Source organism: Colwellia sp. BRX10-9 (assembly GCF_014077405.1).
In the GTDB taxonomy this organism is placed as follows: Bacteria; Pseudomonadota; Gammaproteobacteria; order Enterobacterales; family Alteromonadaceae; genus Colwellia_A.
Genome location: NZ_JACGVV010000002.1, coordinates 245,238 through 270,450, shown reverse-complemented (window position 1 = coordinate 270,450; position 25,213 = coordinate 245,238). Strand labels below are relative to the sequence as shown.

Annotated in this window: 25 protein-coding genes; 2 read left to right on the top strand and 23 right to left on the bottom strand. The window is 39.5% G+C overall.

The genetic code is table 11. From position 1 onward, the window contains the following. Position 1 precedes the first annotated feature (1 nt). The 12 genes from rpsC to H4J69_RS02375 form a co-directional block, all read right to left on the bottom strand. On the bottom strand, positions 2–697 hold the full coding sequence (gene rpsC / locus H4J69_RS02430; RefSeq protein ID WP_070375073.1) for a 30S ribosomal protein S3: 696 nt from the start codon (positions 695–697) through the stop codon (positions 2–4). 12 nt (positions 698–709) lie between these two features. Then, complete coding sequence (rplV, locus tag H4J69_RS02425) at positions 710–1,042, bottom strand: 50S ribosomal protein L22 (protein WP_070375074.1); 333 nt, start codon at positions 1,040–1,042, stop codon at positions 710–712. A gap of 10 nt (positions 1,043–1,052) precedes the next feature. Then, a complete protein-coding gene (gene rpsS / locus H4J69_RS02420; RefSeq protein ID WP_070375075.1) occupies positions 1,053–1,328 on the bottom strand; it encodes a 30S ribosomal protein S19 in 276 nt (91 codons plus the stop codon). 88 nt (positions 1,329–1,416) lie between these two features. Continuing rightward, positions 1,417–2,241, bottom strand: coding sequence for a 50S ribosomal protein L2 (rplB, locus tag H4J69_RS02415; RefSeq protein WP_070375076.1), 825 nt, complete (start codon positions 2,239–2,241; stop codon positions 1,417–1,419). Positions 2,242–2,253: 12 nt separating this feature from the next. Beyond that, positions 2,254–2,556: a 50S ribosomal protein L23 gene (gene rplW / locus H4J69_RS02410; protein WP_070375077.1), complete on the bottom strand. Its 303-nt coding sequence runs from the start codon at positions 2,554–2,556 to the stop codon at positions 2,254–2,256. Further along, complete coding sequence (gene rplD, locus H4J69_RS02405) at positions 2,553–3,158, bottom strand: 50S ribosomal protein L4 (RefSeq protein ID WP_070375078.1); 606 nt, start codon at positions 3,156–3,158, stop codon at positions 2,553–2,555. The genes rplW and rplD overlap by 4 nt, the downstream gene beginning before the upstream one ends. 15 nt (positions 3,159–3,173) lie before the next feature. Continuing rightward, positions 3,174–3,812, bottom strand: a complete 639-nt coding sequence (rplC, locus tag H4J69_RS02400) for a 50S ribosomal protein L3 (RefSeq protein WP_070375079.1) — start codon at positions 3,810–3,812, stop codon at positions 3,174–3,176. Between the two features lie 12 nt (positions 3,813–3,824). Continuing rightward, complete coding sequence (gene rpsJ / locus H4J69_RS02395; RefSeq protein ID WP_070375080.1) at positions 3,825–4,136, bottom strand: 30S ribosomal protein S10; 312 nt, start codon at positions 4,134–4,136, stop codon at positions 3,825–3,827. A 246-nt stretch (positions 4,137–4,382) separates the two neighbouring features. Beyond that, positions 4,383–4,856 (bottom strand): hypothetical protein, encoded by a 474-nt coding sequence (locus tag H4J69_RS02390; protein ID WP_182217232.1) that lies wholly within the window; start codon positions 4,854–4,856, stop codon positions 4,383–4,385. Between the two features lie 73 nt (positions 4,857–4,929). After that, positions 4,930–6,957: a hypothetical protein gene (locus tag H4J69_RS02385; protein ID WP_182244293.1), complete on the bottom strand. Its 2,028-nt coding sequence runs from the start codon at positions 6,955–6,957 to the stop codon at positions 4,930–4,932. Beyond that, entirely contained in the window at positions 6,941–7,486 is a 546-nt protein-coding gene (locus H4J69_RS02380; RefSeq protein ID WP_182244294.1) for a hypothetical protein, read from the bottom strand. The genes H4J69_RS02385 and H4J69_RS02380 overlap by 17 nt, the downstream gene beginning before the upstream one ends. After that, positions 7,476–8,015, bottom strand: a complete 540-nt coding sequence (locus H4J69_RS02375; protein ID WP_182244295.1) for an RNA polymerase sigma factor — start codon at positions 8,013–8,015, stop codon at positions 7,476–7,478. The genes H4J69_RS02380 and H4J69_RS02375 overlap by 11 nt, the downstream gene beginning before the upstream one ends. A gap of 324 nt (positions 8,016–8,339) precedes the next feature. Between H4J69_RS02375 and fusA the strand changes: the two genes are divergently transcribed. Next, a complete protein-coding gene (fusA, locus tag H4J69_RS02370; RefSeq protein WP_070375085.1) occupies positions 8,340–10,445 on the top strand; it encodes an elongation factor G in 2,106 nt (701 codons plus the stop codon). Positions 10,446–10,541: 96 nt separating this feature from the next. Here fusA and rluF read toward each other — a convergent pair whose 3' ends face one another. From rluF to metB, 4 genes are all read right to left on the bottom strand, one after another. Further along, entirely contained in the window at positions 10,542–11,357 is an 816-nt protein-coding gene (gene rluF / locus H4J69_RS02365; RefSeq protein WP_083277955.1) for a 23S rRNA pseudouridine(2604) synthase RluF, read from the bottom strand. A 487-nt stretch (positions 11,358–11,844) separates the two neighbouring features. Further along, entirely contained in the window at positions 11,845–13,296 is a 1,452-nt protein-coding gene (locus H4J69_RS02360) for a hypothetical protein (protein WP_182244296.1), read from the bottom strand. A gap of 193 nt (positions 13,297–13,489) precedes the next feature. Beyond that, positions 13,490–15,940, bottom strand: coding sequence for a bifunctional aspartate kinase/homoserine dehydrogenase II (metL, locus tag H4J69_RS02355; protein WP_182244297.1), 2,451 nt, complete (start codon positions 15,938–15,940; stop codon positions 13,490–13,492). 40 nt (positions 15,941–15,980) lie between these two features. Continuing rightward, positions 15,981–17,138, bottom strand: a complete 1,158-nt coding sequence (gene metB, locus H4J69_RS02350; RefSeq protein WP_182221530.1) for a cystathionine gamma-synthase — start codon at positions 17,136–17,138, stop codon at positions 15,981–15,983. Between the two features lie 183 nt (positions 17,139–17,321). Between metB and metJ the strand changes: the two genes are divergently transcribed. Then, positions 17,322–17,651, top strand: a complete 330-nt coding sequence (metJ, locus tag H4J69_RS02345; RefSeq protein WP_070375088.1) for a met regulon transcriptional regulator MetJ — start codon at positions 17,322–17,324, stop codon at positions 17,649–17,651. Positions 17,652–17,673: 22 nt separating this feature from the next. Here metJ and H4J69_RS02340 read toward each other — a convergent pair whose 3' ends face one another. The 7 genes from H4J69_RS02340 to hflX all read right to left on the bottom strand — a co-directional run bounded on the left by H4J69_RS02340 (position 17,674) and on the right by hflX (position 25,189). Then, positions 17,674–18,027 (bottom strand): hypothetical protein, encoded by a 354-nt coding sequence (locus H4J69_RS02340; RefSeq protein ID WP_182244298.1) that lies wholly within the window; start codon positions 18,025–18,027, stop codon positions 17,674–17,676. A 246-nt stretch (positions 18,028–18,273) separates the two neighbouring features. After that, positions 18,274–19,515: a malic enzyme-like NAD(P)-binding protein gene (locus H4J69_RS02335; RefSeq protein WP_182217248.1), complete on the bottom strand. Its 1,242-nt coding sequence runs from the start codon at positions 19,513–19,515 to the stop codon at positions 18,274–18,276. Positions 19,516–20,072: 557 nt separating this feature from the next. Then, positions 20,073–21,371: an adenylosuccinate synthase gene (locus tag H4J69_RS02330; RefSeq protein WP_182216102.1), complete on the bottom strand. Its 1,299-nt coding sequence runs from the start codon at positions 21,369–21,371 to the stop codon at positions 20,073–20,075. A 144-nt stretch (positions 21,372–21,515) separates the two neighbouring features. Further along, positions 21,516–21,704, bottom strand: coding sequence for a DUF2065 domain-containing protein (locus H4J69_RS02325; RefSeq protein ID WP_182244299.1), 189 nt, complete (start codon positions 21,702–21,704; stop codon positions 21,516–21,518). An 86-nt stretch (positions 21,705–21,790) separates the two neighbouring features. Beyond that, complete coding sequence (gene hflC / locus H4J69_RS02320; protein ID WP_182216100.1) at positions 21,791–22,678, bottom strand: protease modulator HflC; 888 nt, start codon at positions 22,676–22,678, stop codon at positions 21,791–21,793. A 3-nt stretch (positions 22,679–22,681) separates the two neighbouring features. Then, the gene (hflK, locus tag H4J69_RS02315; protein WP_182216098.1) at positions 22,682–23,827 is read right to left on the bottom strand and encodes an FtsH protease activity modulator HflK; all 1,146 of its coding nucleotides are present in this window, start codon (positions 23,825–23,827) and stop codon (positions 22,682–22,684) included. A 54-nt stretch (positions 23,828–23,881) separates the two neighbouring features. Beyond that, complete coding sequence (gene hflX / locus H4J69_RS02310) at positions 23,882–25,189, bottom strand: ribosome rescue GTPase HflX (protein WP_182216096.1); 1,308 nt, start codon at positions 25,187–25,189, stop codon at positions 23,882–23,884. Positions 25,190–25,213: the final 24 nt, after the last annotated feature.

Genomic DNA, 25,213 nt, shown 5'->3' with positions numbered 1-25,213 from the left:
CCTACTTAGGCTTGCGGTTGTTTTTTCTTTTAGGTTTAGCCGCTGGTACTTCTGCCTGTAGAGGCATGTTACCAATGATTTCACCTTTAAAGATCCACACTTTGATACCAATAACACCATAAGTTGTGTTACCGCGTGCAATAGCGTAATCGATGTCAGCACGTAAAGTGTGTAGTGGTACACGACCTTCACGATACCATTCAGCACGTGCAATATCTGCACCGCCTAAACGACCACTTACTTGTACTTTAATACCCTTTGCGCCTAGACGCATAGCATTTTGTACAGCACGTTTCATAGCGCGACGAAACATCACACGACGTTCTAATTGACTAGCAATACTGTCAGCAACAAGCTGCGCATCCATTTCTGGCTTACGTACTTCAGCAATGTTGATTTGAGCAGGAACACCAGCAATTTTAGAAACTGCTAAGCGTAGTTTCTCAACATCTTCGCCTTTCTTACCGATAACAACACCCGGACGAGCCGTATGAATTGTTACGCGGATAGATTTAGCTGGACGCTCAATAACTACTTTTGATAATGATGCACGAACAAGCTTCTCTTTCAAATATTCGCGAACCAAATGGTCACCGCGTAAATTTTCAGCGAAGTCTTTGTTACTTGCAAACCACGTAGACGCGAAAGGTTTCGTGATACCTAAGCGAATACCGTTAGGATGAACTTTTTGACCCATACTAATATACTCCTAAGAATCAGACACGATCACAGTAATGTGACTTGTGCGCTTAATTATACGATCCGCGCGGCCTTTTGCACGAGGACGAATACGTTTCATTGTAGGACCATCGTCAACTGTAATAGTTTTTACGATAAGTTCATCAATGTCTGCACCTTCGTTATGTTCAGCGTTAGCAATTGCAGAGTTAAGTACTTTTTTAACTAATTCAGCAGCTGATTTGTTGCTAAAAGTTAAAATTTCAAGTGCTTTCTCTACATGTAAGCCGCGGATTTGATCCACAACTAAACGTGCTTTCTGAGCAGAACCGCGGGCAAATTTATGTATAGCGATAGCTTCCATTCAATTTCCCCTATTTCTTCGCTTTCTTATCAGCGATATGACCGCGATAAGTACGAGTTGGTGCAAATTCTCCTAATTTGTGACCGATCATTTCATCAGTTACAAATACAGGTACGTGTTGACGGCCATTATGGACAGCTATGGTCAATCCGATCATCGTTGGGATGATCATTGAACGACGGGACCAAGTCTTAATTGGCTTTTTATTCCCGCTTTCCAGAGCTTTCTCTACCTTCGTCAGCAAGTGTAGGTCTATAAATGGACCTTTCTTGAGAGAACGTGGCATGGTGAATCCTCTTTATTTACCCTTCATGTTGAACTTAACTTTACCGAAGTAAACCAAGCTCAAACAATCAGAGTATTAATTAAATGTACTATTTAGTACGACGACGCACGATAAATTTATCAGTACGTTTGTTTGAACGAGTCTTGTAACCCTTAGTTGGTACGCCCCAAGGGGATACCGGGTGACGACCGCCAGACGTTTTACCTTCACCACCACCGTGTGGGTGATCAACTGGGTTCATGGCAACACCACGAACAGTTGGGCGAACACCGCGCCATCTTGAAGCACCAGCTTTACCCAAAGAGCGAAGCATGTGTTCAGAATTGCCGATTTCACCTAAAGTAGCACGACAGTCAGACTCAATTTTACGCATTTCGCCAGAGCGAAGACGTAAAGTGACATATGCACCGTCTTTAGCAACTAGTTGAGCGTAAGTACCAGCAGCACGTGCTATTTGAGCACCTTTACCTGGTTTAAGTTCGATTGCATGCACAACACTACCTAATGGTGTGTTGCGTAAAGCCATAGTATTACCAGCTTTGATTGGAGCGTCAACACCTGACTGGACTGTATCTCCAGCGCTTAAGCCTTTAGGGGCTAGGATGTAACGACGTTCACCATCAGCATATAATACTAGTGCAATATTAGCAGAACGGTTTGGATCATATTCCAAACGTTCAACTTTTGCAGGGATACCATCTTTATTACGTTTAAAATCGATCATGCGGTAATGTTGTTTGTGACCACCACCAATATGACGAACTGTAATACGACCGTTATTATTACGACCACCAGACTTAGACTTAGTGTCTAGTAATGGTGCGTAAGGCTTACCTTTATGCAACTCCGTGTTTACCACTTTAACTACGTGGCGACGACCCGGAGAAGTAGGTTTACATTTAACTATAGCCATTTTCGTAAACTCCTATGATTCCGCGCCGACGAAGTCGATGTCGCTGCCTTCAGCAAGAGTAACGTATGCTTTTTTCCAGTCGCTTCTGCGACCAAAACGAGCACCAGTACGTTTCACTTTACCTTTAACATTTAATGTGCGAACACCGTCTACTGAAACTTCAAAAAGTTTCTCAACAGCAGCTTTGATTTCAGCTTTAGTAGCAGTAGTAACAACTTTGAAAACAACAGTGTTGTTTGCTTCAGATGCCATAGTGCTTTTCTCAGAAATGTTCGGTGCTAAAAGCACTTTTAACAAACGTTCTTCGCTTATCATCCTAACATCTCCTCAAGTTGTTTAACTGCAGTAGCAGTCATCAAAACTTTTTCGAAACCAACCAAGCTAACTGGGTCAATACCGTCTACGTCACGAACGTCAACTTTGTACAAGTTGCGTGCTGATAAGAACAAGTTCTCATCAACTTCTGGAGTGATGATTAATACATCTTTTAACTCCAAGCCGTTTAGTTTAGCTACTAATTCTTTAGTTTTTGGTGTTTCAACAGTAAAGTTTTCTACCACTACTAAGCGATCTTGACGAACAAGCTCAGATAGGATGCTTTTAATCGCACCACGGTACATTTTACGGTTTACTTTCTGGCTGTGGTCTTGAGGTTTAGCAGCGAATGTTACGCCACCAGAACGCCAAATTGGACCACGGCTAGTACCAGCACGAGCACGGCCAGTACCTTTTTGACGCCAAGGTTTTGCACCACCGCCACTTACTTCTGAACGAGTCTTTTGAGCACGAGTACCTTGACGAGCGCCAGCTGCATATGCAACTACTACCTGATGTACTAATGCTTCGTTAAACTCAAGTCCAAAAGTTGCTTCAGAAACTTCAAGAGCACCTGCAGCGTCTTTTAATGATAATTCCATCACGAATCTCCTGGACTAAGCTTTAACAGCTGGTTTGATGATTACGTTACCGTTGATAGCACCCGGAACCGCACCTTTAATAAGGAGCAAGTTACGTTCTGCGTCAACGCGAACCAATTCAAGGTTTTGTGTAGTACAGCGCACAGAACCCATGTGACCAGACATTTTTTTGCCTTTGAAAACGCGACCTGGTGTTTGACACTGACCTAACGAACCGTTTGAACGGTGAGAGACAGAGTTACCATGAGTAGCATCTTGCATAGTAAAGTTCCAGCGTTTAATACCGCCTTGGAAGCCTTTACCTTTAGATGTACCGGTTACGTCTACTAATTTAGTGTCATTAAAAATTGAAACAGTGATTTCACCGCCCAATTCTAAACCTTCGCCTTCATTTTCGTTTAAGCGGAATTCCCACAGGCCACGGCCTGCTTGAACGCCAGCTTTAGCGAAATGCCCAGCTGCTGGTTTTGTAACACGGCTAGCCTTACGGCTACCTGTTGTAACTTGAAGCGCCGAGTAACCGTCAGTTTCTAAAGTTTTCACTTGAGAAATACGGTTGGCTTCAACTTCTAGAACGGTTACAGGTGTTGAAACGCCATCTTCAGTGAAGATACGAGTCATGCCTACTTTACGTCCAACTAGACCAATAGTCATTGTTAAAACCCCTTAACCCAAGCTGATTTGAACGTCAACGCCAGCTGCTAGATCTAAACGCATTAATGCGTCTACAGTCTTTTCAGTTGGCTCTACGATATCAATCATGCGTTTGTGAGTACGAATTTCATACTGATCACGCGCATCTTTGTTAACGTGTGGAGAAGTCAAGATAGTAAAACGCTCTTTACGTGTAGGAAGTGGAATTGGACCACGAACCTGAGCACCAGTGCGCTTTGCAGTATCTACGATTTCAGCTGTTGATTGATCAATCAAACGATGATCGAACGCTTTCAAACGAATGCGAATTCTTTGATTTGACATTAATCAAATCCCCATTTTTAAAGAACAACAAAATACATCCCATCACCTTTTATATGTAAAAGGGGGGTGTATCGCTAATAACATTCAACTCCCTATCGGAGCTGCTGTAAACCTTAACCGTAAAGGCTAAGGTGAAAATCCGCACAAAGCGTGAGCGATGTGCGGATGCGTATTATACATAACTGATAATATTTATCAAGCCTAAATATTTTTTATCACTAAAGCTCAGATGCGGTGGCGATCAGACTAAATTGATCCCGACTCACATTGTTCAGTTCTCAATGATTTTTCAATAAGCAAGGGTCTAAGGAGTTCAGTGGTAATAATTTCTGAAACAATATTTTTAGACTGTTCTTCTTCGATCCAAATGGAAATATTATTATCATCATCAAAAGAGCGGTTCAATTTATAACTCAGGCCTGCTTTTAACGTTACGTCAAATTTAACGAAGGCATTCTTTTCACGAATGCTCATGCCATTTTGATAAATTTGCGCTTTTACCCATAATTGGTGATTACCTGCTTGATACTGCTTAGGTAGATTCCATTCAATTGGCCTTTTATACAGACACATAAGATGGATATACTCAAATTGCTTACCCCGTTCTTTTTCAAAGTTAACAAAGCGAAATTTACCTTCATCAACATCCGCTTTGATTTGATAAGCGCTACATCCAGCCAGTATTAATGATAACGCGGTTATAATTGTAAATTTATTCATCAGTTGTCTCCGTTATTGATTGTTAATATAGGTTATCTGCTTTTTAGTACAAATGGCTTTCCCTATTATCAGCTTAGTTTGAACTGTTTATCCGATCCAAAGCCTGTTGGGCTTGTGCTACAGAGCTCATATCTACTGACAAGAAGAAAGCAGGAAGATCTTTTTCTTGGTAAACCGCAACGAACTCACGTTGTTCATTTTCTCTTAAAATAAGTAATGTATAGACTTCATCCGCTTTTAGCTTTGCTATACCGGCTAAAAATTCACTTGGCCTGTTATCAATAAAAATGGTGTTGTTCAAAGCCAATATTTTATCTCCCGCCAACAAACCTGCCCGACTTGCCATGCTATTACTACTGACTTGTTTAACTAACAAGGCATAACCTGCTTGATAATCAGTCATCTTACCAATAAGGCCATACTTATTATCGAGCTTTTTCTCGCGGTAAATATCAACAATACCGGTGTTAATACCACTGACCTGATAATAAGAGGCCACTTCTAACAACAATTGATCTAACTCGTACTGAAGTGAAGGCGTTAAGGTCTGACTATTTATTAAGGACTGCGTTGTTAATGGCGGCGATAAAATTGCCGATAAGACAGTTTCAGCACAATCTATTTCACTTAACGTAGCTGTTGACGTAATTTCATAAATCGACTGTTTAGAATCAGTAGATTCCTGTGCTAGCGTTAATTTATATTGCTTAGCCTGTTCAACATTTAGGGTAACATTCAGTAATGGCCGCCCCATCATTGGCTCAATGATATAATCGTCGACTATCGTACCATTGGTTCTGGCTGAATTACGATCAGTAGGATTACCGAACCAACCATTAATCGAACCTGTTCTTGTACGGATTAAGGTTTTAATACCCGCTTCACCCGCTCGGCTACCGCCCGATATTCTTGGGGCAATATCAAGGGTACTCGCCATTTGAGTATTAATGGCACTAGTAGGTCGAGGAGAAAATACCGCTTGAAATCGATGAACGCCTGGCGACAGGCTTAACCTTGTTGGAGCTGAATTTCCATAAAGCTCACTCAGTGACTGACCATTGTGGCTAATTATCTTATAGCCTTTTATCCCCGTGAAGTATCGACTTAACGATGCACATTGCTTATCGTCGAATGAATCTACAATGGCAGTACCATTTATTTTATAGTGGCTTTCAGGCAATATTTTTGGCTGGTAATGACCTTTTAATAGCCGTTCTTTATTATCTCGTCGAACGGTAATCTCTATATCCTCGCCAATAGCTAAACGGTTAACATAGTGTTGAAACTTCTGATTGGGTGAAGCTTTTACCGTTAAGTCACTTTTATTGTTTAGATTTACAATCACATCACCACTGGCTAATTTTAAGGTATGGGCGACTGAGAAAGGATGAACGGTTAATACCTTCAACGTGTCATTGTTGGTATCATTACCTTGGTCAAACGTCAGACCAAAACTCCCCATTAATCTAAGCGGCACTATATTACTTGTTGCTACTGAACCCTTAATACTTGATGAGTTCTCAAGCGCTAACTTTCCCATTAAATTATATAAGCGTATCTCAAGATCTCCAGGTAAGGAGACCGAATTTATCATCTGGGATGTTAATGGCTGATGCTTAGCTACTAACACGCTGCGAGTGTCTGGATGACAATTTTGCAGATTTTTTTCTAAGACGAGTAAAGTTCCATCCTCTTTGTTTATCGGTAACAGTTGATAGTTAGCGTCGGCAACCACGGTTATTAAGAGCTGGTGGTCAACAGTTTTTTTAATCAATGCCTGCTGTTTATTTACATCAATACCATTGTGGTAACTGAGATAATCGGCTGTCCGCCAAGCCCTTACCTTTAAGCTATGTTGTCCTGGAGCGACAAACACGGTTTGGTAGCTATTATCTAAATAGGCGTTGTTATCAATCGCACTATTGTTATGTGACAACAGCTGGTAGGTTATCGCCTGGTTTTGTTGATTATTAGCGGTCAGCGCTAGCGTTGCACATTCATGAGTTGGTGGCGTTGCGGCGAATAAGGGCTTTGATAAAAGCAGCACTAATAACACACCACTATACTTATTAGTGAATAAGGCCTTAAATACTAAACTCATCGTTACCTCCTTGTTGATACTCGAGCACTTGTTGCATTAATGCGCTCCTGTATTTTAATATCGCTACCTTAACTTTCAAAGATGGTTCGTTAAGCAGCTTGGCTTCCACTGCAGAGATTTCTTGCAATAGATAGTATTGATTTACTTGTAGCTGGCTATATTCAGCGAGTTGTAATTCCATGCTTTGGTTTGTTTTTAATGCCATAACTAACTGTTGTTGTAATTGATAGTTATACCAACTCAAGCCACCTATAAATATAAATGACAGCGACGCAGCCATAGCGAGTAACGGTTTTTTCTCTGTAAATATATTTGTAGATTTACCCTGCCCCCTTGTACGATGAGTTGAAGCGGCTAAACGATGATTAATTTTCTGCCAATTGAGTTCATCGGGTGTTTCTAGCGCTATTTCATCTGCCGACTGTTGCAATGCAGTTATTTCTTTACGTACCGAATCAAGGGTTAAATATGAATCAAGCTGACGCGTTTGCTCAGTTAAGTCATCACCATTTATTTTGCTAATTAGCATACTTTTTTACCTCTGCATTCGCCCTTAACTTTTGTAAACATCGACAGACAACTGATTTTGAATAACTTGGCGTTTTTCCAATAACTTCCGCTATTTCGCTATGCTTATATTGCTCTGCTATATATAGCCACATAATCAAACACTCCATTTCGGACAAACGCTCGAACAAGTAAAGTAATAAATTGCGGTTCTCATAGTCGCTTTCCATACTATTTTCTAAAGACACCGCTTCGGATAAATGCTCAATGCCAATCGTTAAGCGTTTAATTTTTTTTAAAAAATTAAAGGTATTATTAAAGGCTATTCTTTTTAGCCAAGCAATAAAAGGCACCTGTTGATGAAAAGAAGCTAAATTGTCAAAAGCATCTACAAAGGTATCTTGTAATAGGTCATTAGCATCATGGCGGTTTTTACAAATCTTAAGAATTGCAGTAAAGATAATAGGAGAGAGTAACCGGTAACATTGTTCTAATGCCACCTCATCACCCTGCTTCATACTTTCCAGTAGCTTGTCATTCCATTTCGTCAAAACTGATCCCTTTTTAGCTGTCTTAATAAGTATAACAATTGGGGCGTGTAAAAGGTCGCAATTATGTTAGTTAAGGTATCATTAAAAACAGCTATCGCACCTTATCAAACAAGCTATTAAAGTCTTGGCCGTCGACAACTCGCTATAATTCGATAATTAATGCCATAAATTCACGATAAAACACCGTCAGATCAGCCCAACTTTTTATCACTGTTATTAATTAATTTTCATTTTTTATTTTTGTTTGAACTTACTAATGGTATACTCGCGCGCAAATTTTCAACAATTCCGCTTTTTTAGTAGCGACTTAAATAGAGTAAAGTAATGGCAGATTTATCTAAATATAGAAATATTGGTATCTTCGCTCACGTTGATGCTGGTAAAACCACAACAACTGAACGTATCCTTAAATTAACCGGTCAGATCCATAAAACTGGTGAAGTACATGATGGTGAATCTACCACTGACTTCATGGAACAAGAAGCTGAGCGCGGTATTACCATACAGTCTGCTGCGGTAAGCTGTTTTTGGAACGATCACCGTTTCAATGTCATCGATACTCCTGGTCACGTTGACTTCACTGTTGAAGTTTACCGTTCACTTAAAGTACTTGATGGTGGTATCGGCGTATTCTGTGGTTCTGGTGGTGTTGAACCACAATCAGAAACTAACTGGCGTTACGCGAACGACTCAAAAGTTGCTCGTATTATCATGATCAACAAACTTGACCGTTTAGGCGCTGATTTCTACCGTGTTTGTAAGCAAGTTAAAAACGTTTTAGGTGCTACGCCACTTATTATGACTTTGCCAATTGGCGAAGAAGATGACTTTGTTGGTGTTGTTGACCTTCTTAGCGAAAAAGCTTACATCTGGGATGACACAGGTCTTCCAGAAAACTATGAAATTACTGATATTCCAGCGGATATGGTAGAAAAAGCTGCTGAGTACCGTATACAGTTAATCGAAACAGCTTTAGAAGTTGATGAAGATATGTTGATGGAGTTCTTAGAAGGGGAAATGGTTCCTACTACAGAACAAATCAAAGCGTGTATCCGTACTGGTACTCGTGATATGACTTTCTTCCCAACTTACGGTGCATCTGCATTTAAAAACAAAGGTATTCAATTAATTCTTGATGCTGTTGTTGATTACTTGCCTTCACCTACGGATGTTAATCCTCAACCACTTACTGATGAAGAAGGCACGCCTAATGGCGAATTCGCAATCGTTTCTGCAGAAGAAACATTCAAAGCGTTAGCATTCAAAATCACTGATGACCGTTTTGGTACATTAACTTTCGTACGTATCTATTCAGGTACATTGAAGAAAGGCGATACCATTCTTAACGCTGCTACAGGTAAAACTGAGCGTGTTGGACGTATGTGTGAAATGCAAGCTGATGACCGTAACGAACTTACTTCAGCACAAGCTGGTGATATCATCGCGATTGTTGGTATGAAGAGCAATGTTCAGACGGGCCACACATTATGTGATCCTAAGCACCCTATCGTTCTAGAAGCTATGGTATTTCCTAAGCCGGTAATTTCAATCTCTGTAACACCTAAAGATAAAGGTTCAACTGAGAAGATGGGTCTAGCTATCGGTAAAATGGTTGCAGAAGATCCTACTTTTAAAGTTGAAACTGATATCGATTCAGGTGAAACGATTTTATCTGGTATGGGTGAGCTTCACTTAGATATCAAAGTAGATATTTTAAAACGTACTTACGGTGTTGAATTAGAAGTTGGTAAGCCACAAGTTGCGTACCGTGAAACAATCACTACCGCAATTGAAGATTCTTACACACATAAGAAACAATCTGGTGGTTCTGGTCAGTTTGGTAAAATTGATTACCGTATTAAGCCCGGCGAACCTGGTACTGGTTTCGTATTCAGCTCTGTTGTTGTTGGTGGTAATGTTCCTAAGGAATTCTTCCCAGCAATCGAGAAAGGCTTCAAAGGCATGATGGATACTGGTGTTCTTGCTGGCTTCCCTGTACTTGACGTTGAAATTGAATTATACGATGGTGGTTTCCACGCGGTTGATTCATCTGCTGTTGCCTTTGAACTTGCTGCTCGTGGTGCTTTCCGTCAGTCAATTCCAAAAGCTGGTGCACAGTTAATCGAACCTATCATGAAAGTTGATGTGTTTACGCCTGATGATCACGTTGGTGATGTTATTGGTGATTTAAACCGTCGTCGTGGCATGATCGCAGGTCAAGACGCAGGTGTTTCTGGTGTTCGTATTAAAGCTGACGTACCTCTTTCAGAAATGTTTGGTTACATCGGAACATTACGTACAATGACATCAGGTCGTGGTCAATTCTCAATGGAATTCTCTCACTACATGCCTTGTCCTAATAACGTAGCAGAAGTTGTTATCGCTGAAGTTAAAGCAGCTAAAGAAGCAAAAGATGCTGCTAGAAAATAGTAAGCATTAAAGTAAGAAAACAAAAAAAGGACGCTTAGGCGTCCTTTTTTATTGTCTTAAAAACCAAACGTAATTAACGTTTAGTATCACTAAGCTTTATTTTTTAACATCATTTTCTATGTCTGTTACTGCAATAACGGTTGCCCATGGATCACCCGATTCATCGATTTCTTTTGGTAAAGCTGTTTTCGTCGACGTGGCTACCGCTGCATTAATTTCAACCATTTCCGCTGTGGTTAAGTCTCGCCATTGTCCTGGTCGTAAATCACCCAGCTCGACACTCATAATACGCGAACGTTTCAGCTGTAAAACCTCGTAATCTAAATATTCACACATCCGACGAATTTGACGATTTAAGCCTTGCGTTAAGATAATACGAAAAACAAATTTACTTTCTACTTTAACAAGACAGGGTTTAGTGATGGTTCCCAGTATAGGTACACCTTTTGACATCCGTTGGATAAAGCGCTCACTGATGGGTTTATCAACCGTGACAATATACTCTTTGTCATGGGCATTTTCAGCGCGCAAAATTTTATTAACGATATCACCATCACTGGTCAAGAAAATTAATCCTTCTGAAGGCTTATCTAAGCGCCCTATCGGAAAGATCCTTTCTTTGTGACCAATAGCGTCAATAATATTACCTCTAACATGTAACTCGGTCGTACAGGTAATACCCACTGGCTTGTTATAAGCAATGTAAACCCGGTCAGATTTATTAGCCGGCATAGCACCAATTTGCTTACCATCAACAAAAACCACATCACCCGCTTGTACCTTAGTACCTAACTCAGGGGTTTTACCATTGATCGTAACTCGACTTTCTTCAATCAACTTATCAGCAGCTCGGCGCGAGCAGTAACCTGATTCACTGATAAATTTATTCAGTCTTTTTTCTTGATCGCTCACGAGATATTCCAAAGTTATGCAAAGTAATAAACGCCATTTTACCTGAACTTTAACAGACAGTGAAAAAGCATTATGGTTATTTAGCCTTATTTGACAGTTTTTGATTAATATTTACTGTAAATATCCCTCTTTGGTAACAACAACAGGGTAAGTCTACTTACTTAACTTGCTAAGTGTTTTCACTATGGCGTTATAAAAGCAAAGACTTTAACGTTATTTAGCTTTGTTCCACAGCTTTTGATTAATATTTACTGTAAATATCCCTCTTTGGTAACAACAACAGGGTAAGTCTACTTACTTAACTTGCTAAGTGTTTTCATTATGGCGTTATAAAAGCAAAGACTTTAACGTTATTTAGCTTTGTTCCACAGCTTTTGATTAATATTGACTGTAAATATCCCTCTTTGATAACAACAACAGGGTAAGTCTAATTACTTAACTTGCTAAGTGTTTTCACTATGGCGTTATAAAAGCAAAGACTTTAACGTTATTTAGCTTTGTTCCACAGCTTTTGATTAATATTGACTGAAAAGAATTCTCCTGGCTGCCAACAGCGAGGAAGTAGATCTAGTTGTTTACGCTCATGGGAGTTTGACACTAACAACTCTAAGATTTCATGGAGGCGCTCTTTACTGATAGTAGAGAAACTTTTAGCGGTTTCAGTAAAATATAAATTAGCAGATTTTTTAATGACTATCTCTTGTCCATGACTTATGAAGGCTAAGTTGCGTGTTGCCGTTCGGCAAATAGGATAATCAGCATTTGCAGGATAAAGCTGGCTAACGATGGCATATTCATAGCGGTCGTTAATATCTTGCTCATACGGGACATAGGTAACACCATAACCTTGTGGAAAATGGCCAGTAATTTTTGTCAGTGCATTAACCACTGCTTGACAACAAGCTCCCCGCTCCGCGTTTTGATTAAGAACATAATAAACTTTCGGTAATAATTTGTAGTTATAGCTATCTTTTGTCGACAAGATAATAGAACTGTATATTTGTGGTACTTTAAGAAGGTTGCCAATACCCTTTTTTGGGTTGACGGCACTTTTGAGTAAATGCTTAATGAACAATAATTTTTTATGCTCAACGACATTGTGCTCGTCGCGATCTTTTTTTGAATTACCAATATATATACCGGCGCCAATACCATCAATAAGATACTTAACCGTTTCTCGATAATTTATTTGTAAGAGTGCTTTACGCTCTTCAATAGGTAAGGTTCGATGAGGATCTTTTTGATAATCTGCACCACGCAAAATGGCTAGCGACTCGGGGTGGCTATTACCGATATCTTGTAATAGCGCCGCCATGACCAGTGGAATTTTTACTTTCTCTACAAAGGCTTGATAGGCCTCGGGATTATCTTCAGCCAACGTTTGATATTGCTCTGCGTTGATATCCCCCAAAGCACTTTTGATATAGGGCTCAACAATATGTTGATCCATGCATAGTCGGTCAAGTAAACGCAAACATAACACGCTTTTATAAAGCGGTTTATGTTGCTCGTTGGTTAAAGCAATTTTTCGCCCCTGGGTGGGGCTCACTAATTGTATGGTACCTAAAAGCTGGCTAGATTTACGATTACTGTCTTCAAAGCAATCACCCTCAGACAACTTGATGATCTCTTTACAGAGTTTATAGAGGTGTTGATGACGCTCATTACGTTCAAAGCGCAATTCCTCGTAATAATTGCGTTGTTCACGTTCGAGTCTTACCCGTAAAGCTTTAGCTTTATCCGTGGCTGTTTGCCGACTAACTTTTTCAATATTTTGCTTGAGCTCATCTAACTTATGCTCAATAAAAGATTGTTTTTCATAGTACTCAATCGCACGCTCAAGAACGGAATCATTTAATTGGCTGTGGCCATAAATTCTGCTTAAAAGACTTTTTACTTGGCTGGTAAAATAGCTGTCGCTATAGGTTTTATTTTCCATGTAAATACAACTTGGTGCCTGTGCTAAGTAGCTACTTTTTTTAATTATCTAAATGCTAGTTAATAATGCGATAACAGACAAGTGTTTATTAGTATCGATTGAGAAAAAGCACAACCTACAAGTTGTGCTTTTTCTCATTTAGCGTATTAATGCCTTAGTGTAGTAATAATGATGATAGCTAGATTATGCTAATTTAACTTAGACCTTTGATTTTAACTTGGTGTTTTTTACCGGCCAGTTGCTGGCAAATACTCACTAAGTCTGAATGTAGGCCACCCGCGGTAACATCACGACCCGCGCCTGGTCCACGAATAATAAGGGGGTTATCTTGATACCAATGGCTCTTAATTAAAAAGATATTATCACCCGGAGTTAAAGAGGCAAAAGGATCATTCTTAGCAAGCGTCGCAAGATAAACCTTAGCGCTCAATTGGCCTTGTTCGTTGACACAGAATTTTGCAATATAACGAATACAGGCTTGCTGTTTAGATGCGCTAGTGAGTTGTTCAGCAAAGTAACTGTCCAAGTCTGCTGACTTTGCTAAAAATTCTGTCGTTGATAACCCTTGTAAGGATTCTGGCACTAAATTTTCGCATTCAATATCATCAAGTGATAATTCAAAACCTGCCATACGCGCTAAGATCAGTAATTTTCGTTGCACGTCTCGCCCAGACAGATCTTCTCGTGGATCGGGTTCAGTGATCCCTTGAGATAAGGCATCCATTAATAAGGTTGAAAACGGTACACTGGCATCATAGGTTTCAAATAGCCAAGAAAGCGTGCCTGAAAAAATTCCTGATATTTCCGTTATCTTATCGCCACTTTTCAATAAATCGTTAATGGCAAAGTTAACCGGTAAACCGGCGCCAACAGTAGTACTGCCTAACCATAAGCTTTTATTTTCAGCCGCGGTTAATACTAAGTCATTATAACGAGCGGTACTGGCAGAAGCCGCCCATTTATTGGCACCAATAACATGAATACCTTCTTTAAAGAACTCACTGTATAAATCACTAAAATGTTCGCTAGGGGTGATATCGACAACAATTAATTCGTCGTAAGGATGGTTCGTTAACCACGACATCAATAAGACATTATCACAAGGCGTAGCATCTCTTTCATAAAGCGACATTGCTTGATTAACATCGATACCATCGGTATTAAGCAGTGCTTTTTTAGAAGTGACTAAACCGACTAAATGAACGTTCTCTAACACAGAGACTCGATTGAGTTGCGCGGGTAACAAGTCTAAAAATCGTTGACCTATATTACCAAGCCCTGAAACAACAACACCTATGTGTCGAGCGTCTTTAGTCATATCATAATGAACATTATTAAGTAACTCACCGGTACAACTCTGCTGAAGAATGGCGATAATACTATGCTCACTTAACGAGTTCACCACCTGCAGTACATGAGTATGTTTAAGGGCACGTTTAAAACGCGCTTGGATATTACCTTGATTTACCACACTATGACCAACAATCGCTATAATCGACACCGGTGTGAATGATACTTCGGTATCATGACTCGCCAGCCACTGACTCACTAATTTTTGTTGTGTTTGGTGGATAACCATAAAGCCTTGCTGAACATCACTACATATCGCAGAAAACTCATTACTGGCTTGTTCACCAAACGAACCGGCTAAACTGGTCGATTTTACCAGTAACAGATCGTTAAGCGAGGTAACCGACAATTCCTGTTTAGCAATTTGACCAAATTTTCCTATCTCTGTACCAGAAATTTCAGGATCAAAGCTACTTGCTACATGAAGGTGTGTGCTGTGGTTAGTGAGCGGCTGTAAGGTTTTTGCATGCAGAACCGGGTTACCTAAGCGGCCTAATTCTTTCGCGACACCATTAGGTAAGCGATGTAATTTACGGGCAAGTGGTACAATACGAGGATCGGCACTATAAATGCCATCAACGTCAGTCCATAGGGTAACATTCAGCGCGCCCGACAGTGATGCAATAATTGTTGCTGAATAGTCACTACCATTACGACCTAAAGTACAGGTTTCACCTTGAGAATTTTTAGTGATATAGCCAGTAATAACCGCCAACTTTCCTTTTTGTAAGTTCTGCTGAAAATTTTGACTACTTTGCTGATTGTCGACTGCACAGTCTTTATCATTATTGATAACCAGAAAGTCACGCGCATCAATAGCATAACTTGGACAAACTTTTTCACTTAACACCGCCGATAATAAACGCGCCGACCACAGCTCACCAAATGCCAGCATATCTGCATGGTGTTGGCTTGGCTGATCAGATAACCAAGCCGTTAATTGTGTTATATCATCAGACAAAACCTTGATAAGGTCTGCTGCACTGCTAGGGTTCAATAACTCACCAATTAATGTGCTTTGTGATTTCTCTAGTGTTTCAATAGCCAAAAACAGCTCGTCACTTTCTTCAAGTGCGAGTTTATAAATATTGAATAAGTCATCCGTAGTGTTTCCATTTGCCGAAACAACAACTAAATCATTTAATTGACAGTTTTGACGAATAATATCAACCACACGTTCAATACATTGGGTAGTTGCTAAGCTACTGCCACCAAATTTATGTACATGAATAGCATGCTTCGCCAGTTGATTATTCCCTGATGATAATTGTTCTACTGTATTTGACTGTGTCATTTTCACTCATTAATTCTTCTACTAAAAATAGTCTACAACTTTAAATTTGGCTTGCCGATAAAGCTTGTTCTAAGTCATTAATAATATCACTAACATCTTCAATACCGACAGAAATTCGGATTAAAGATTGAGTAATACCCGCTGCAATTTGTGCTTCAATTTCCATACCTGCATGGGTCATCGTTGATGGATGACTGATTAAACTTTCAACGCCACCTAATGACTGTGCCAAGGTAAAGAGTGATAAGTTGTCAAAGAGTACTTTAACCGCTTCAACACCACCTTTTATTTCGAAACTCATCATAGCGCCAAAATCTTTTTGCTGACGCTTAGCAATTTCGTGTCCCGGGTGATTTTTTAAACCAGGAAAGTATACCGCGTTAATTGCTCGATGATTTTCTAAGTATTTTGCAACAGCATTAGCATTTTCTTGATGCTGTTTCATGCGCAGTGGTAAGGTTTTTAAGCCACGTAATGCCAGATAACTGTCGAAAGGTGAACCCGTAATACCAATACAATTTGCCCACCACGCTAGCTCTTCACCCAGTTCTTTTTCTTTTGTTACTAACACCCCACCCACAACATCACTATGACCATTAATATATTTAGTTGTCGAGTGAAAAACAATATCAGCACCTAATAATAGCGGTTGCTGTAACAAGGGAGAAAGAAACGTATTATCTACTGCCACTAAAGCACCAACAGCATGACTGGCTTGAGTAACCTTTTTTATATCAACCAGCCGTAATAATGGGTTACTGGGTGACTCAATCAAAACTAATCTTGGCTTTTGTTCAAGCGCTTGCGCTAACGCTTGATCATCGTTTTGATCAACAACAAGCACATTAAATAAGCCACGTTTTGCTAGGTGGGTAAACAAGCGATAACTTCCACCATAGCAATCATGTGGAATAACAACCGTATCTTTTGTTGTCAGTAACTGACAAATTAAGTGCACCGCTGACATTCCTGTGCTGGTAACAATGCCTACAGCACCCTGCTCTAAATCAGCGATAGCTTGTGCAAACGTGCTTCGAGTGGGGTTGCCTGTTCTGGAATAATCAAATTGGCGCTTATTGTTGAAGCCTTTTAAAGCATAAGTACTCGATAAATGAATGGCAGGAACAACCGCACCGTGATGTTCATCACTATTAATGCCGGCTCTAACAGCTAATGTTGCTGGTTTTTTGCTTGTCATTTTTTGCTCCAATCGGGCAGTAAAATCAAATAGATGTTTGGACGTCTATAACTCTAAACGCTTTACTTTTGTCGGTCAAGAACTTTAGACTTCTAAACTTCTACACATTCGTTATTGACTCAACGCCAACAACCAGTAAAATCTAACTTATAAAAAGTAATTTAGCTAAACAAAGGTAATTAAATGGCAAAGTGGAATGGCGATTATATAAAACCATACGCCGAACATGGTAAAAAAAGTGAGCAAGTTAAAAAAATCACGGTCTCAATCCCGTTGCGGGTACTGAAAGTGTTAACGGATGAACGTACTCGTCGGCAAGTTAACAACTTACGCCATGCAACTAACAGCGAATTGTTATGTGAAGCTTTTCTGCATGCTTTTACCGGACAGCCTCTTCCTGATGATGGCGATTTAACAAAAGACAATACAGAGATGCTACCTAAAAGTGTGCGCGAAGCCTTAATAGCAAAAGGTATTACCGACTTCAGTCAATTTGAAATTGAAGACGAGTAGCTAAGGGTCTTAATACACTTCCTCAAAAAGACGCTCTGGCGTCTTTTTTTATGCCCATACGGTAAGCATCTACAATAGCCAATAACCAACAAGTTAGTAGTGTATAGGTTAATATACTCATTAAGATAGGGTCAACAATAATGGGATTTTTTGACATCTCTGCGATCAGTGCTTGGCTATTGAGCGCAACGTCACCTGATTTAACTTTATTAATAAGTGGCTGATATTGCCTCATCACTTCTTCAATATACAAATATACTGTCACAGAAAAACTTAAAATAAATAACGTAGCCCGTCGATAAGCGTGACACATTAGTTGGCCAATACCCGGGTAAACAAGTGCTGAGAGTAAAACGGCTTTCGTTGAAGTTTTCATTGTTATTCGTCCTACTCAATATTGTTATGCTTTGCCATCGGTGACATTATCTACAGAGGTGCAAGTATTAATGATTTGTCAGGAATATAGATGACGTACAAGAGGTAACTGCTCCTGCGTTACCCTATTTCTTAATTCCTACTTTCTGCGTCCATGTAGTCACTGCACCATGACCTACTATTTGTCATAAATAAAAAAAGGAGAGTCGAGCTCTCCTTTTACAGCGTTATTAATAAATACTACTGATTATTCCATATAGTTTTCAGGTAATTCTAGGGCTGCCACTCCAGACTCAACCGCCGCTTTAGCAACGGCAAGCGCTACTCGACCACACAAACGTGGATCCATCGGCTTAGGAATAATATACTCCTTACCAAAGGTCAAACTTTTCTCACCACTAGCATCTAACACTTCTTGCGAAACAGGTTCCTTTGCTAATTCACGAATTGCATGGACAGCGGCAATTTTCATCTCATCGTTAATCGTTCTAGCGCGAACATCTAAAGCGCCACGAAAAATAAAAGGAAAACATAACACATTATTGACCTGGTTAGGGTAATCAGAGCGACCTGTAGCAATAATAAGATCATCACGAACAGCAAGCGCTAATGAGGGTTTTATTTCAGGATCTGGGTTTGAACAAGCAAAGATAATTGGATTGGGTGCCATTAATTTTACATGCTCAGCAGAAAGTAGATTAGGTCCAGAAACACCAACAAATACATCTGCGCCATCGATAACATCTTCAAGGGTACGTTTATCAGTATTATTAGCAAACATACGCTTATATTCGTTAAGATCATCACGTCGGGTGTGAATGACACCTTTAGTATCAAGCATGTAGATTTTTTCGCGCTGAGCGCCACATTTGATTAATAGTTCCATACAAGCAATCGCTGCTGCGCCTGCGCCAAGACAAATAATGTTGGCATCTTTAATACTTTTACCTTGGATTTCCAAGGCATTGATCATTCCAGCAGCGGTAACAATAGCTGTACCATGTTGGTCATCGTGAAATACCGGTATTTTACAACGTTCAATAAGTGCTTTTTCAATAGCAAAACACTCTGGTGCTTTAATATCTTCTAAATTAATACCACCAAAACTGTCAGCGATATTGGCGACCGTATTTATAAATTCTTCAACTGTCTTATGTTTAACTTCGATATCAAATGAATTAATACCTGCAAATCGCTTAAATAATAATGCTTTGCCTTCCATTACCGGCTTAGCCGCCATACCACCTAGATTACCTAACCCTAAAATAGCGGTACCATTGGTAATAACAGCGACGGTATTGCCTTTGCCCGTATATTTGTAAACATCATCGGGATTTGCCGCAATTGCGCGAACCGGTTCAGCAACACCTGGGCTATAGGCGAGTGCTAAATCACGGCTAGTTTCAGCGGCCGTGGTTAATTCAACACTTATTTTTCCAGGTGTTGGGAATTGATGGTAATCAAGTGCTTGTTGGCGAAAGTCAGTCATGATTGATCCTATGCGTTAGGTGAATTTATTGTCTTATATATGCCATTTTTCACGTTTTATTTTGTTTATATACAGCATAGTTTTATAGACTCGTTATCAATCAAGATACACCTTTGTCTGTGATCTTTAAAAAGTAACGGGTATATACTATTGTAATCTTACATTTTGTTCCAACGTTATTCTTATATAAAAAAGTGCTAGAAGCTATAACAAACATACCCTTAGCCCTTTTGTATTGCACATCATAAAACTAAATATTCGCTATACAGCTTAATCTATTCACCGTATTTTATGACCACTTTTATAAACTTCTTTGACTTAAAAAATTTAGCCATCGATTTTTCTTTTTTTCAATACACAACAACGAATTTATCGGTTAAGTTATCCAATTAATAATTAATCTTCATCAACGTTGTCACTATCGCTTATAACCTTGATTAATTGCTTTTGAATTTATATTCAATAATGGCCATTGAAATAATTTATTTTAGGTAAAAAAAAACCACCTCAGGGGTGGTTTTATTCGTCTTATTTTAGAAAAAAATTATTCGCTCTAATTACTCAGCAAACGGGTTTACTAAAATAATGGTTTCATTACGATCTGGGCCTGTTGAAATAATATCAACCGGTACACCTGTTAATTCTTCAATACGCTTAATGTAAGCGATCGCATTAGCAGGTAAAGCGTCACGAGAAGTTGCGCCAACAGTAACTTCAGACCAACCTGGCATTTCTTCATAAACAGGTGTAATTCTGTCATAACCTTCAGCAGCTGTAGGCGGTACAGTAATAATGTCGCCAGCTTCAGTGCGGTAACCTGTACATATTTTAAGGGTTTTTAAACCGTCTAAAACATCAAGTTTAGTTAAACAAAATCCTGTTACGCTGTTAACTTGAATGGCACGGTGCATAGCAACCGCGTCAAACCAACCACATCGACGTTCACGTCCAGTAGTCGCGCCAAATTCATGGCCTACAGTACCTAAATGTTCACCGATTTCGTCATCTAATTCTGTAGGGAAAGGACCAGAGCCAACACGTGTTGTGTATGCTTTAGTAATACCTAAAATATAATCTAAATGACGAGGTCCAAAACCACAACCAGTAGCAACGCCACCTGCAGTAGTGTTTGAAGAAGTTACATAAGGATAAGTACCGTGATCAATATCAAGTAAAGTACCTTGAGCACCTTCAAACATAATTGATTCGCCGTTTTTACGGGCTTGATCAAGAATTTCAGCGACATCGGCAACCATTTTAAGAATAACGTCACGAACTGATAAAGCATCAGCAAGCACAGTGTCATAACAAACGGGTGCAACTTTGTAGTAATGCTCTAAAGAGAAATTATGGTAATCAACAATTTCTTTTAATTTAATCGCAAATGACTCAGCACAAACTAAATCGCCAACACGTAAACCACGGCGAGCAACTTTGTCTTCATAAGCTGGACCAATACCACGCCCTGTCGTACCAATAGGCTTATTACCGCGAGCGATTTCTCGCGCAGCATCTAGAGCATTATGATAAGGAAGAATTAACGGACAAGCGTCACTAATAAGTAAACGTTCACGTACAGGAACGCCTTTGGCTTCTAACATTGCGATTTCTGTCATCAAGGCTTTCGGGCATAAAACTACGCCGTTGCCGATTAAACATTTCACATTGTCACGTAATACGCCCGATGGAATTAAATGAAGTACGGTTTTTTCACCGTCTATTACCAAAGTATGACCTGCATTATGGCCTCCTTGATAACGTACGACGTACTTAGCTTTATCTGTGAGTAAATCAACAATCTTACCCTTACCTTCGTCACCCCATTGGGTGCCTAGAACTACGACGTTTTTGCCCATGTTTTCAATTTCGATAAAAAATTAGGCGGGGATTTTATCAAAAATCAAATAGTAGTCCAAGTAATAAATGATGATTTTTAATGCAATTTAAAAATATTCAATTAACTAAAGGGGTTATGAAAAACTTTTATGTCATTCTTTAGTCTAATAACTCAGTAACCATAAAATAAATGTGCCTACGACGAGTAAGCTAATGCCAATATTACGAATAGATAAGCTTGATTGTTGCGCTAACTTTTCCATAGTGTCGCGCCACTTATTTGGAAAAAGTGCAGGAATAAGCCCCTCAATAATCAGTACCAAAGCAAATACCGTTAATAGTGTCTCTACCATGTTATTACTCCTCAATTACTTCTATAGGTAACTAGCAGATACGAAAAAGCCATGACAAGTCATGGCTTTTTTATCAAAAAAGTAGCTTACTTTTTAATTGTAGCGCCTTCTTTTAAGTAGTTAAAGAAATCACTATCGGGTTTAACCACCAAGATATCACTTTTACTACTAAAACTTTTTTCATATGCTTCAAGACTACGGTAAAAACTGAAAAACTCAGGATCTTGTCCATATGAATCAGCATAAACTTTAGCCGCTAACGCATCGCCTTCACCACGCATTTCTTGTGCTTCTTTTTGTGCTGTCGCTAACATAACAGTTACTTTAGAATCTATCGTAGCACGGATAATTTCCGCTTGCTCTTGACCTTTAGAACGATGCTCTTTTGCTACAGCTGTTCGCTCTGCTCGCATACGGTCATAGATAGAAGCACTGACTTCAGCGGGTAAGTTAATCGCTTTAATACGTACATCAATAACCTCAATACCTAAGTCTTCACGACTACTTGAGGCACTTGCTAACGCTTTAGCCATAATGCCGTCACGGTCACCTGAAACAATTTCTTTAATGGTGCGCGTACCAAACTCAGTACGTAAACCATTATTTACTTTTTGTTTCAATAACGCACGAGCATTTTCTACTGAGCCAGAAGTACGTAAGTAGAACGTTGAAAAGTCAACAATACGCCACTTAACAAATGAGTCGACCATTAAATCTTTTTTCTCAGATGTTACAAAGCGATCAGGCGCTTCATCGAGCGTTTGAATACGAGCATCAAGTCTGCGAACGTTGTTAATAAAGGGTATTTTAAAGTGTAAACCCGGTTCATAAACAAGCATTTCACCTGAATTAGCATCACGTTTAATTTTTGTAAACTGAAAAACGATACCACGTTGTCCTTCAAAAACAATGAAAACAGAAGAGACGGTTAATACTGAGAATAATACAATTAGGGCAATAATAAAGTTTTTCATTGCTTAATTTCTCCCTTCGTTAAATCTGTCTGCACGACCTGATAAATCAGGCGCAGTACTTTGGGTATTAATCGATTGCGTCGCTCGCGTTTGACTCTCAGGTAAAGTACGTTGACCAGAAGACTGATTTTGCATCATTTTATCTAATGGTAAATACATCATGTTATTGCCACCTTCAACATCAACCATAACCTTACTGGTATTGGCATAAACATTTTCCATTGTTGATAAATACATACGCTGGCGAGTAACTTCTGGAGCAGCAAGGTATTCTGGAAGTAATTTATTGAATTTAGCAACTTCACCTTCGGCATCTAATACCGTTTGTTGTTTATAAGCGATGGCCTCTTGTTCCATACGTTTCACTCGGCCACGTGCTCTTGGTTCAATACCACGGGCATAGGCTTCGGCTTCACGTAAAAAACGAACTTCATCTTCTTGTGCTGAAATAGCATCGTCAAAAGCATCTTTGACTTCTTCAGGAGGACGAGCATCTTTAAAGTTAACATCGACAACAATTAAACCAAGATTATACGGGGCAATAATGTCATCTAATTCTTTCCAGACATCTTGACGCACTTTTTCACGGCCACTTGTTAAAATATCATCCATTTTAGAGTCACCAATAACGAAGCGTAAAGCACTGTCTAGTGACTGGCTTAAACTGTCGTCAGCATTAGTAACACTGAAAATATAATCACGGGCATCAACAACACGATACTGTATCTGCATTTCAACACGTACCACGTTCTCATCTTTGGTTAGCATAAAACCAGATGCAGGTAAGTCGCGTGTTGTTTGCATATCAACAGGAATAATACGTTCGGCGAATGTCCATTTCCAGCGTAAACCTGGTTCAACTGTGCCATCGTATTGCCCGAAACGTAATACGATACCTTTTTCAGCTTCTTTAATGGTGTAGAAACCACTAAAAGCATAAACAAGAATACCCACGATTAGCGCAATAGCGATACCAACATTCGATGCGCCTTTCTTGCTGCCATCTTTTGATGATTTTCCGCCAAAAATACCGCCAAACTTATTACCAATATCTTTTAGTAAATCGTCTAAATCTGGTGGGCCTTGATTCTTATCATCTTTCTTTTTCCAGGGGTCTTTATCATTATTCCCCGGTTCATTCCACGCCATGGTCTTCTCCACTAACTATAAATTTAAATAAGTGCTAAAACTACTATTTACCCATTACGGTAATATATCAGTCTGTTTACGTTCAATAAAGCCTTCTATATCAGCTTCACTCTGTTTAATTAATCTATCCCACTCTCTTGCAGGTAATTTAATTTTCAATAAACAATTTCCATCTTCGTCATACCGTTCATCAACAATAGAATTTAATTGATAAAACACACCACGTAGTTTACCTTCGCTAGGAGGTAAGCATAAGTTATGCTTGACTATTTTCTTGCCGAGTCGTTCAGCTAGCGCTTGAAAAAGTAATTCAATCCCTATGCCTTTTTGTGCAGATAACCATACTCGTATAGGTAGACCTGTATCGTCTCTGTCAATGCGTGGTTCAATATCTTCCAAAGCATCTATTTTGTTACAAATTAATAATTGCGGAACATCGCCCGCTTCGATCTCTTTTAAAACCGTTTCAACTTGTTCAATATTTTCAGTTCGCCTATCATCTGAAATATCAATGACATGCAATAATAGTTCAGCTTCACGGGTTTCAGTCAATGTTGCTTTAAAAGCGGCGACTAAATCATGAGGTAAATGACGAATAAAGCCAACGGTGTCAGCTAAAATTGCTCGGCCAACATCCTCAATTTCAATTTTTCGTAATGTGGGATCTAAGGTTGCAAATAATTGATCTGCTGCGTAAACGTCTGCCTGAGTAATAATATTAAACAGCGTCGATTTACCTGCGTTGGTATAACCCACTAAAGAAATTGTCGGTATTTCAGCGCGTGTTCTTGCTCTTCTACCTTGCTGGCGTTGCTTTTCCACACGTTCTAAGCGTTTACGAATATTTACCATACGGTCGCGAAGTAAACGACGATCAGTTTCTAACTGAGTTTCACCAGGCCCGCGGAGGCCAATACCACCTTTTTGCCTTTCAAGGTGTGTCCAGCCACGGATCAAACGCGTACTCATATGACGTAATTGCGCAAGTTCTACTTGCATCTTACCTTCATGTGTTCGAGCGCGCTGGGCAAAAATATCTAGGATGAGTGTTGTTCGGTCAACAACGCGGCACTCACACAATGCTTCAATATTTTTTTCTTGTGAAGGAGAAAGTGCATGATTAAAAAGTACCACATTGGCTTGATGTAACTTTACCGCCTCGGCAACTTCTTCAGCTTTACCACTACCAACAAAGAATTTAGTATGAGGTGTAGTACGTTTACCTGTAACAATTGCAAGCGCGTTAACGCCCGCAGAGCTAACAAGCATTTCAAATTCTTGTAAGTCTTCGCGCGCATTTTCATCAGGGAAATCGAGGTGAACAAGAATAGCTTGTTCACCTGCTTGATAACGATCAAACAATTGAGTATTACCTATAAACTAAAT

Coding starts and splice junctions, on each gene's coding strand:
- metL (WP_182244297.1), bottom strand. CDS start 15,940: ATGACACAGTCAAATACAGTAGAACAATTATCATCAGGGAATAATCAA.
- H4J69_RS02390 (WP_182217232.1), bottom strand. CDS start 4,856: ATGAATAAATTTACAATTATAACCGCGTTATCATTAATACTGGCTGGA.
- H4J69_RS02340 (WP_182244298.1), bottom strand. CDS start 18,027: ATGAAAACTTCAACGAAAGCCGTTTTACTCTCAGCACTTGTTTACCCG.
- H4J69_RS02325 (WP_182244299.1), bottom strand. CDS start 21,704: ATGGTAGAGACACTATTAACGGTATTTGCTTTGGTACTGATTATTGAG.
- hflC (WP_182216100.1), bottom strand. CDS start 22,678: ATGAAAAACTTTATTATTGCCCTAATTGTATTATTCTCAGTATTAACC.
- H4J69_RS02380 (WP_182244294.1), bottom strand. CDS start 7,486: ATGCTAATTAGCAAAATAAATGGTGATGACTTAACTGAGCAAACGCGT.
- H4J69_RS02385 (WP_182244293.1), bottom strand. CDS start 6,957: ATGAGTTTAGTATTTAAGGCCTTATTCACTAATAAGTATAGTGGTGTG.
- rpsS (WP_070375075.1), bottom strand. CDS start 1,328: ATGCCACGTTCTCTCAAGAAAGGTCCATTTATAGACCTACACTTGCTG.
- rplV (WP_070375074.1), bottom strand. CDS start 1,042: ATGGAAGCTATCGCTATACATAAATTTGCCCGCGGTTCTGCTCAGAAA.
- H4J69_RS02360 (WP_182244296.1), bottom strand. CDS start 13,296: ATGGAAAATAAAACCTATAGCGACAGCTATTTTACCAGCCAAGTAAAA.
- rplW (WP_070375077.1), bottom strand. CDS start 2,556: ATGATAAGCGAAGAACGTTTGTTAAAAGTGCTTTTAGCACCGAACATT.
- rplB (WP_070375076.1), bottom strand. CDS start 2,241: ATGGCTATAGTTAAATGTAAACCTACTTCTCCGGGTCGTCGCCACGTA.
- metB (WP_182221530.1), bottom strand. CDS start 17,138: ATGACAAGCAAAAAACCAGCAACATTAGCTGTTAGAGCCGGCATTAAT.
- metJ (WP_070375088.1), top strand. CDS start 17,322: ATGGCAAAGTGGAATGGCGATTATATAAAACCATACGCCGAACATGGT.
- rpsJ (WP_070375080.1), bottom strand. CDS start 4,136: ATGTCAAATCAAAGAATTCGCATTCGTTTGAAAGCGTTCGATCATCGT.
- H4J69_RS02330 (WP_182216102.1), bottom strand. CDS start 21,371: ATGGGCAAAAACGTCGTAGTTCTAGGCACCCAATGGGGTGACGAAGGT.
- fusA (WP_070375085.1), top strand. CDS start 8,340: ATGGCAGATTTATCTAAATATAGAAATATTGGTATCTTCGCTCACGTT.
- rpsC (WP_070375073.1), bottom strand. CDS start 697: ATGGGTCAAAAAGTTCATCCTAACGGTATTCGCTTAGGTATCACGAAA.
- hflK (WP_182216098.1), bottom strand. CDS start 23,827: ATGGCGTGGAATGAACCGGGGAATAATGATAAAGACCCCTGGAAAAAG.
- H4J69_RS02335 (WP_182217248.1), bottom strand. CDS start 19,515: ATGACTGACTTTCGCCAACAAGCACTTGATTACCATCAATTCCCAACA.
- rplD (WP_070375078.1), bottom strand. CDS start 3,158: ATGGAATTATCATTAAAAGACGCTGCAGGTGCTCTTGAAGTTTCTGAA.
- rplC (WP_070375079.1), bottom strand. CDS start 3,812: ATGACTATTGGTCTAGTTGGACGTAAAGTAGGCATGACTCGTATCTTC.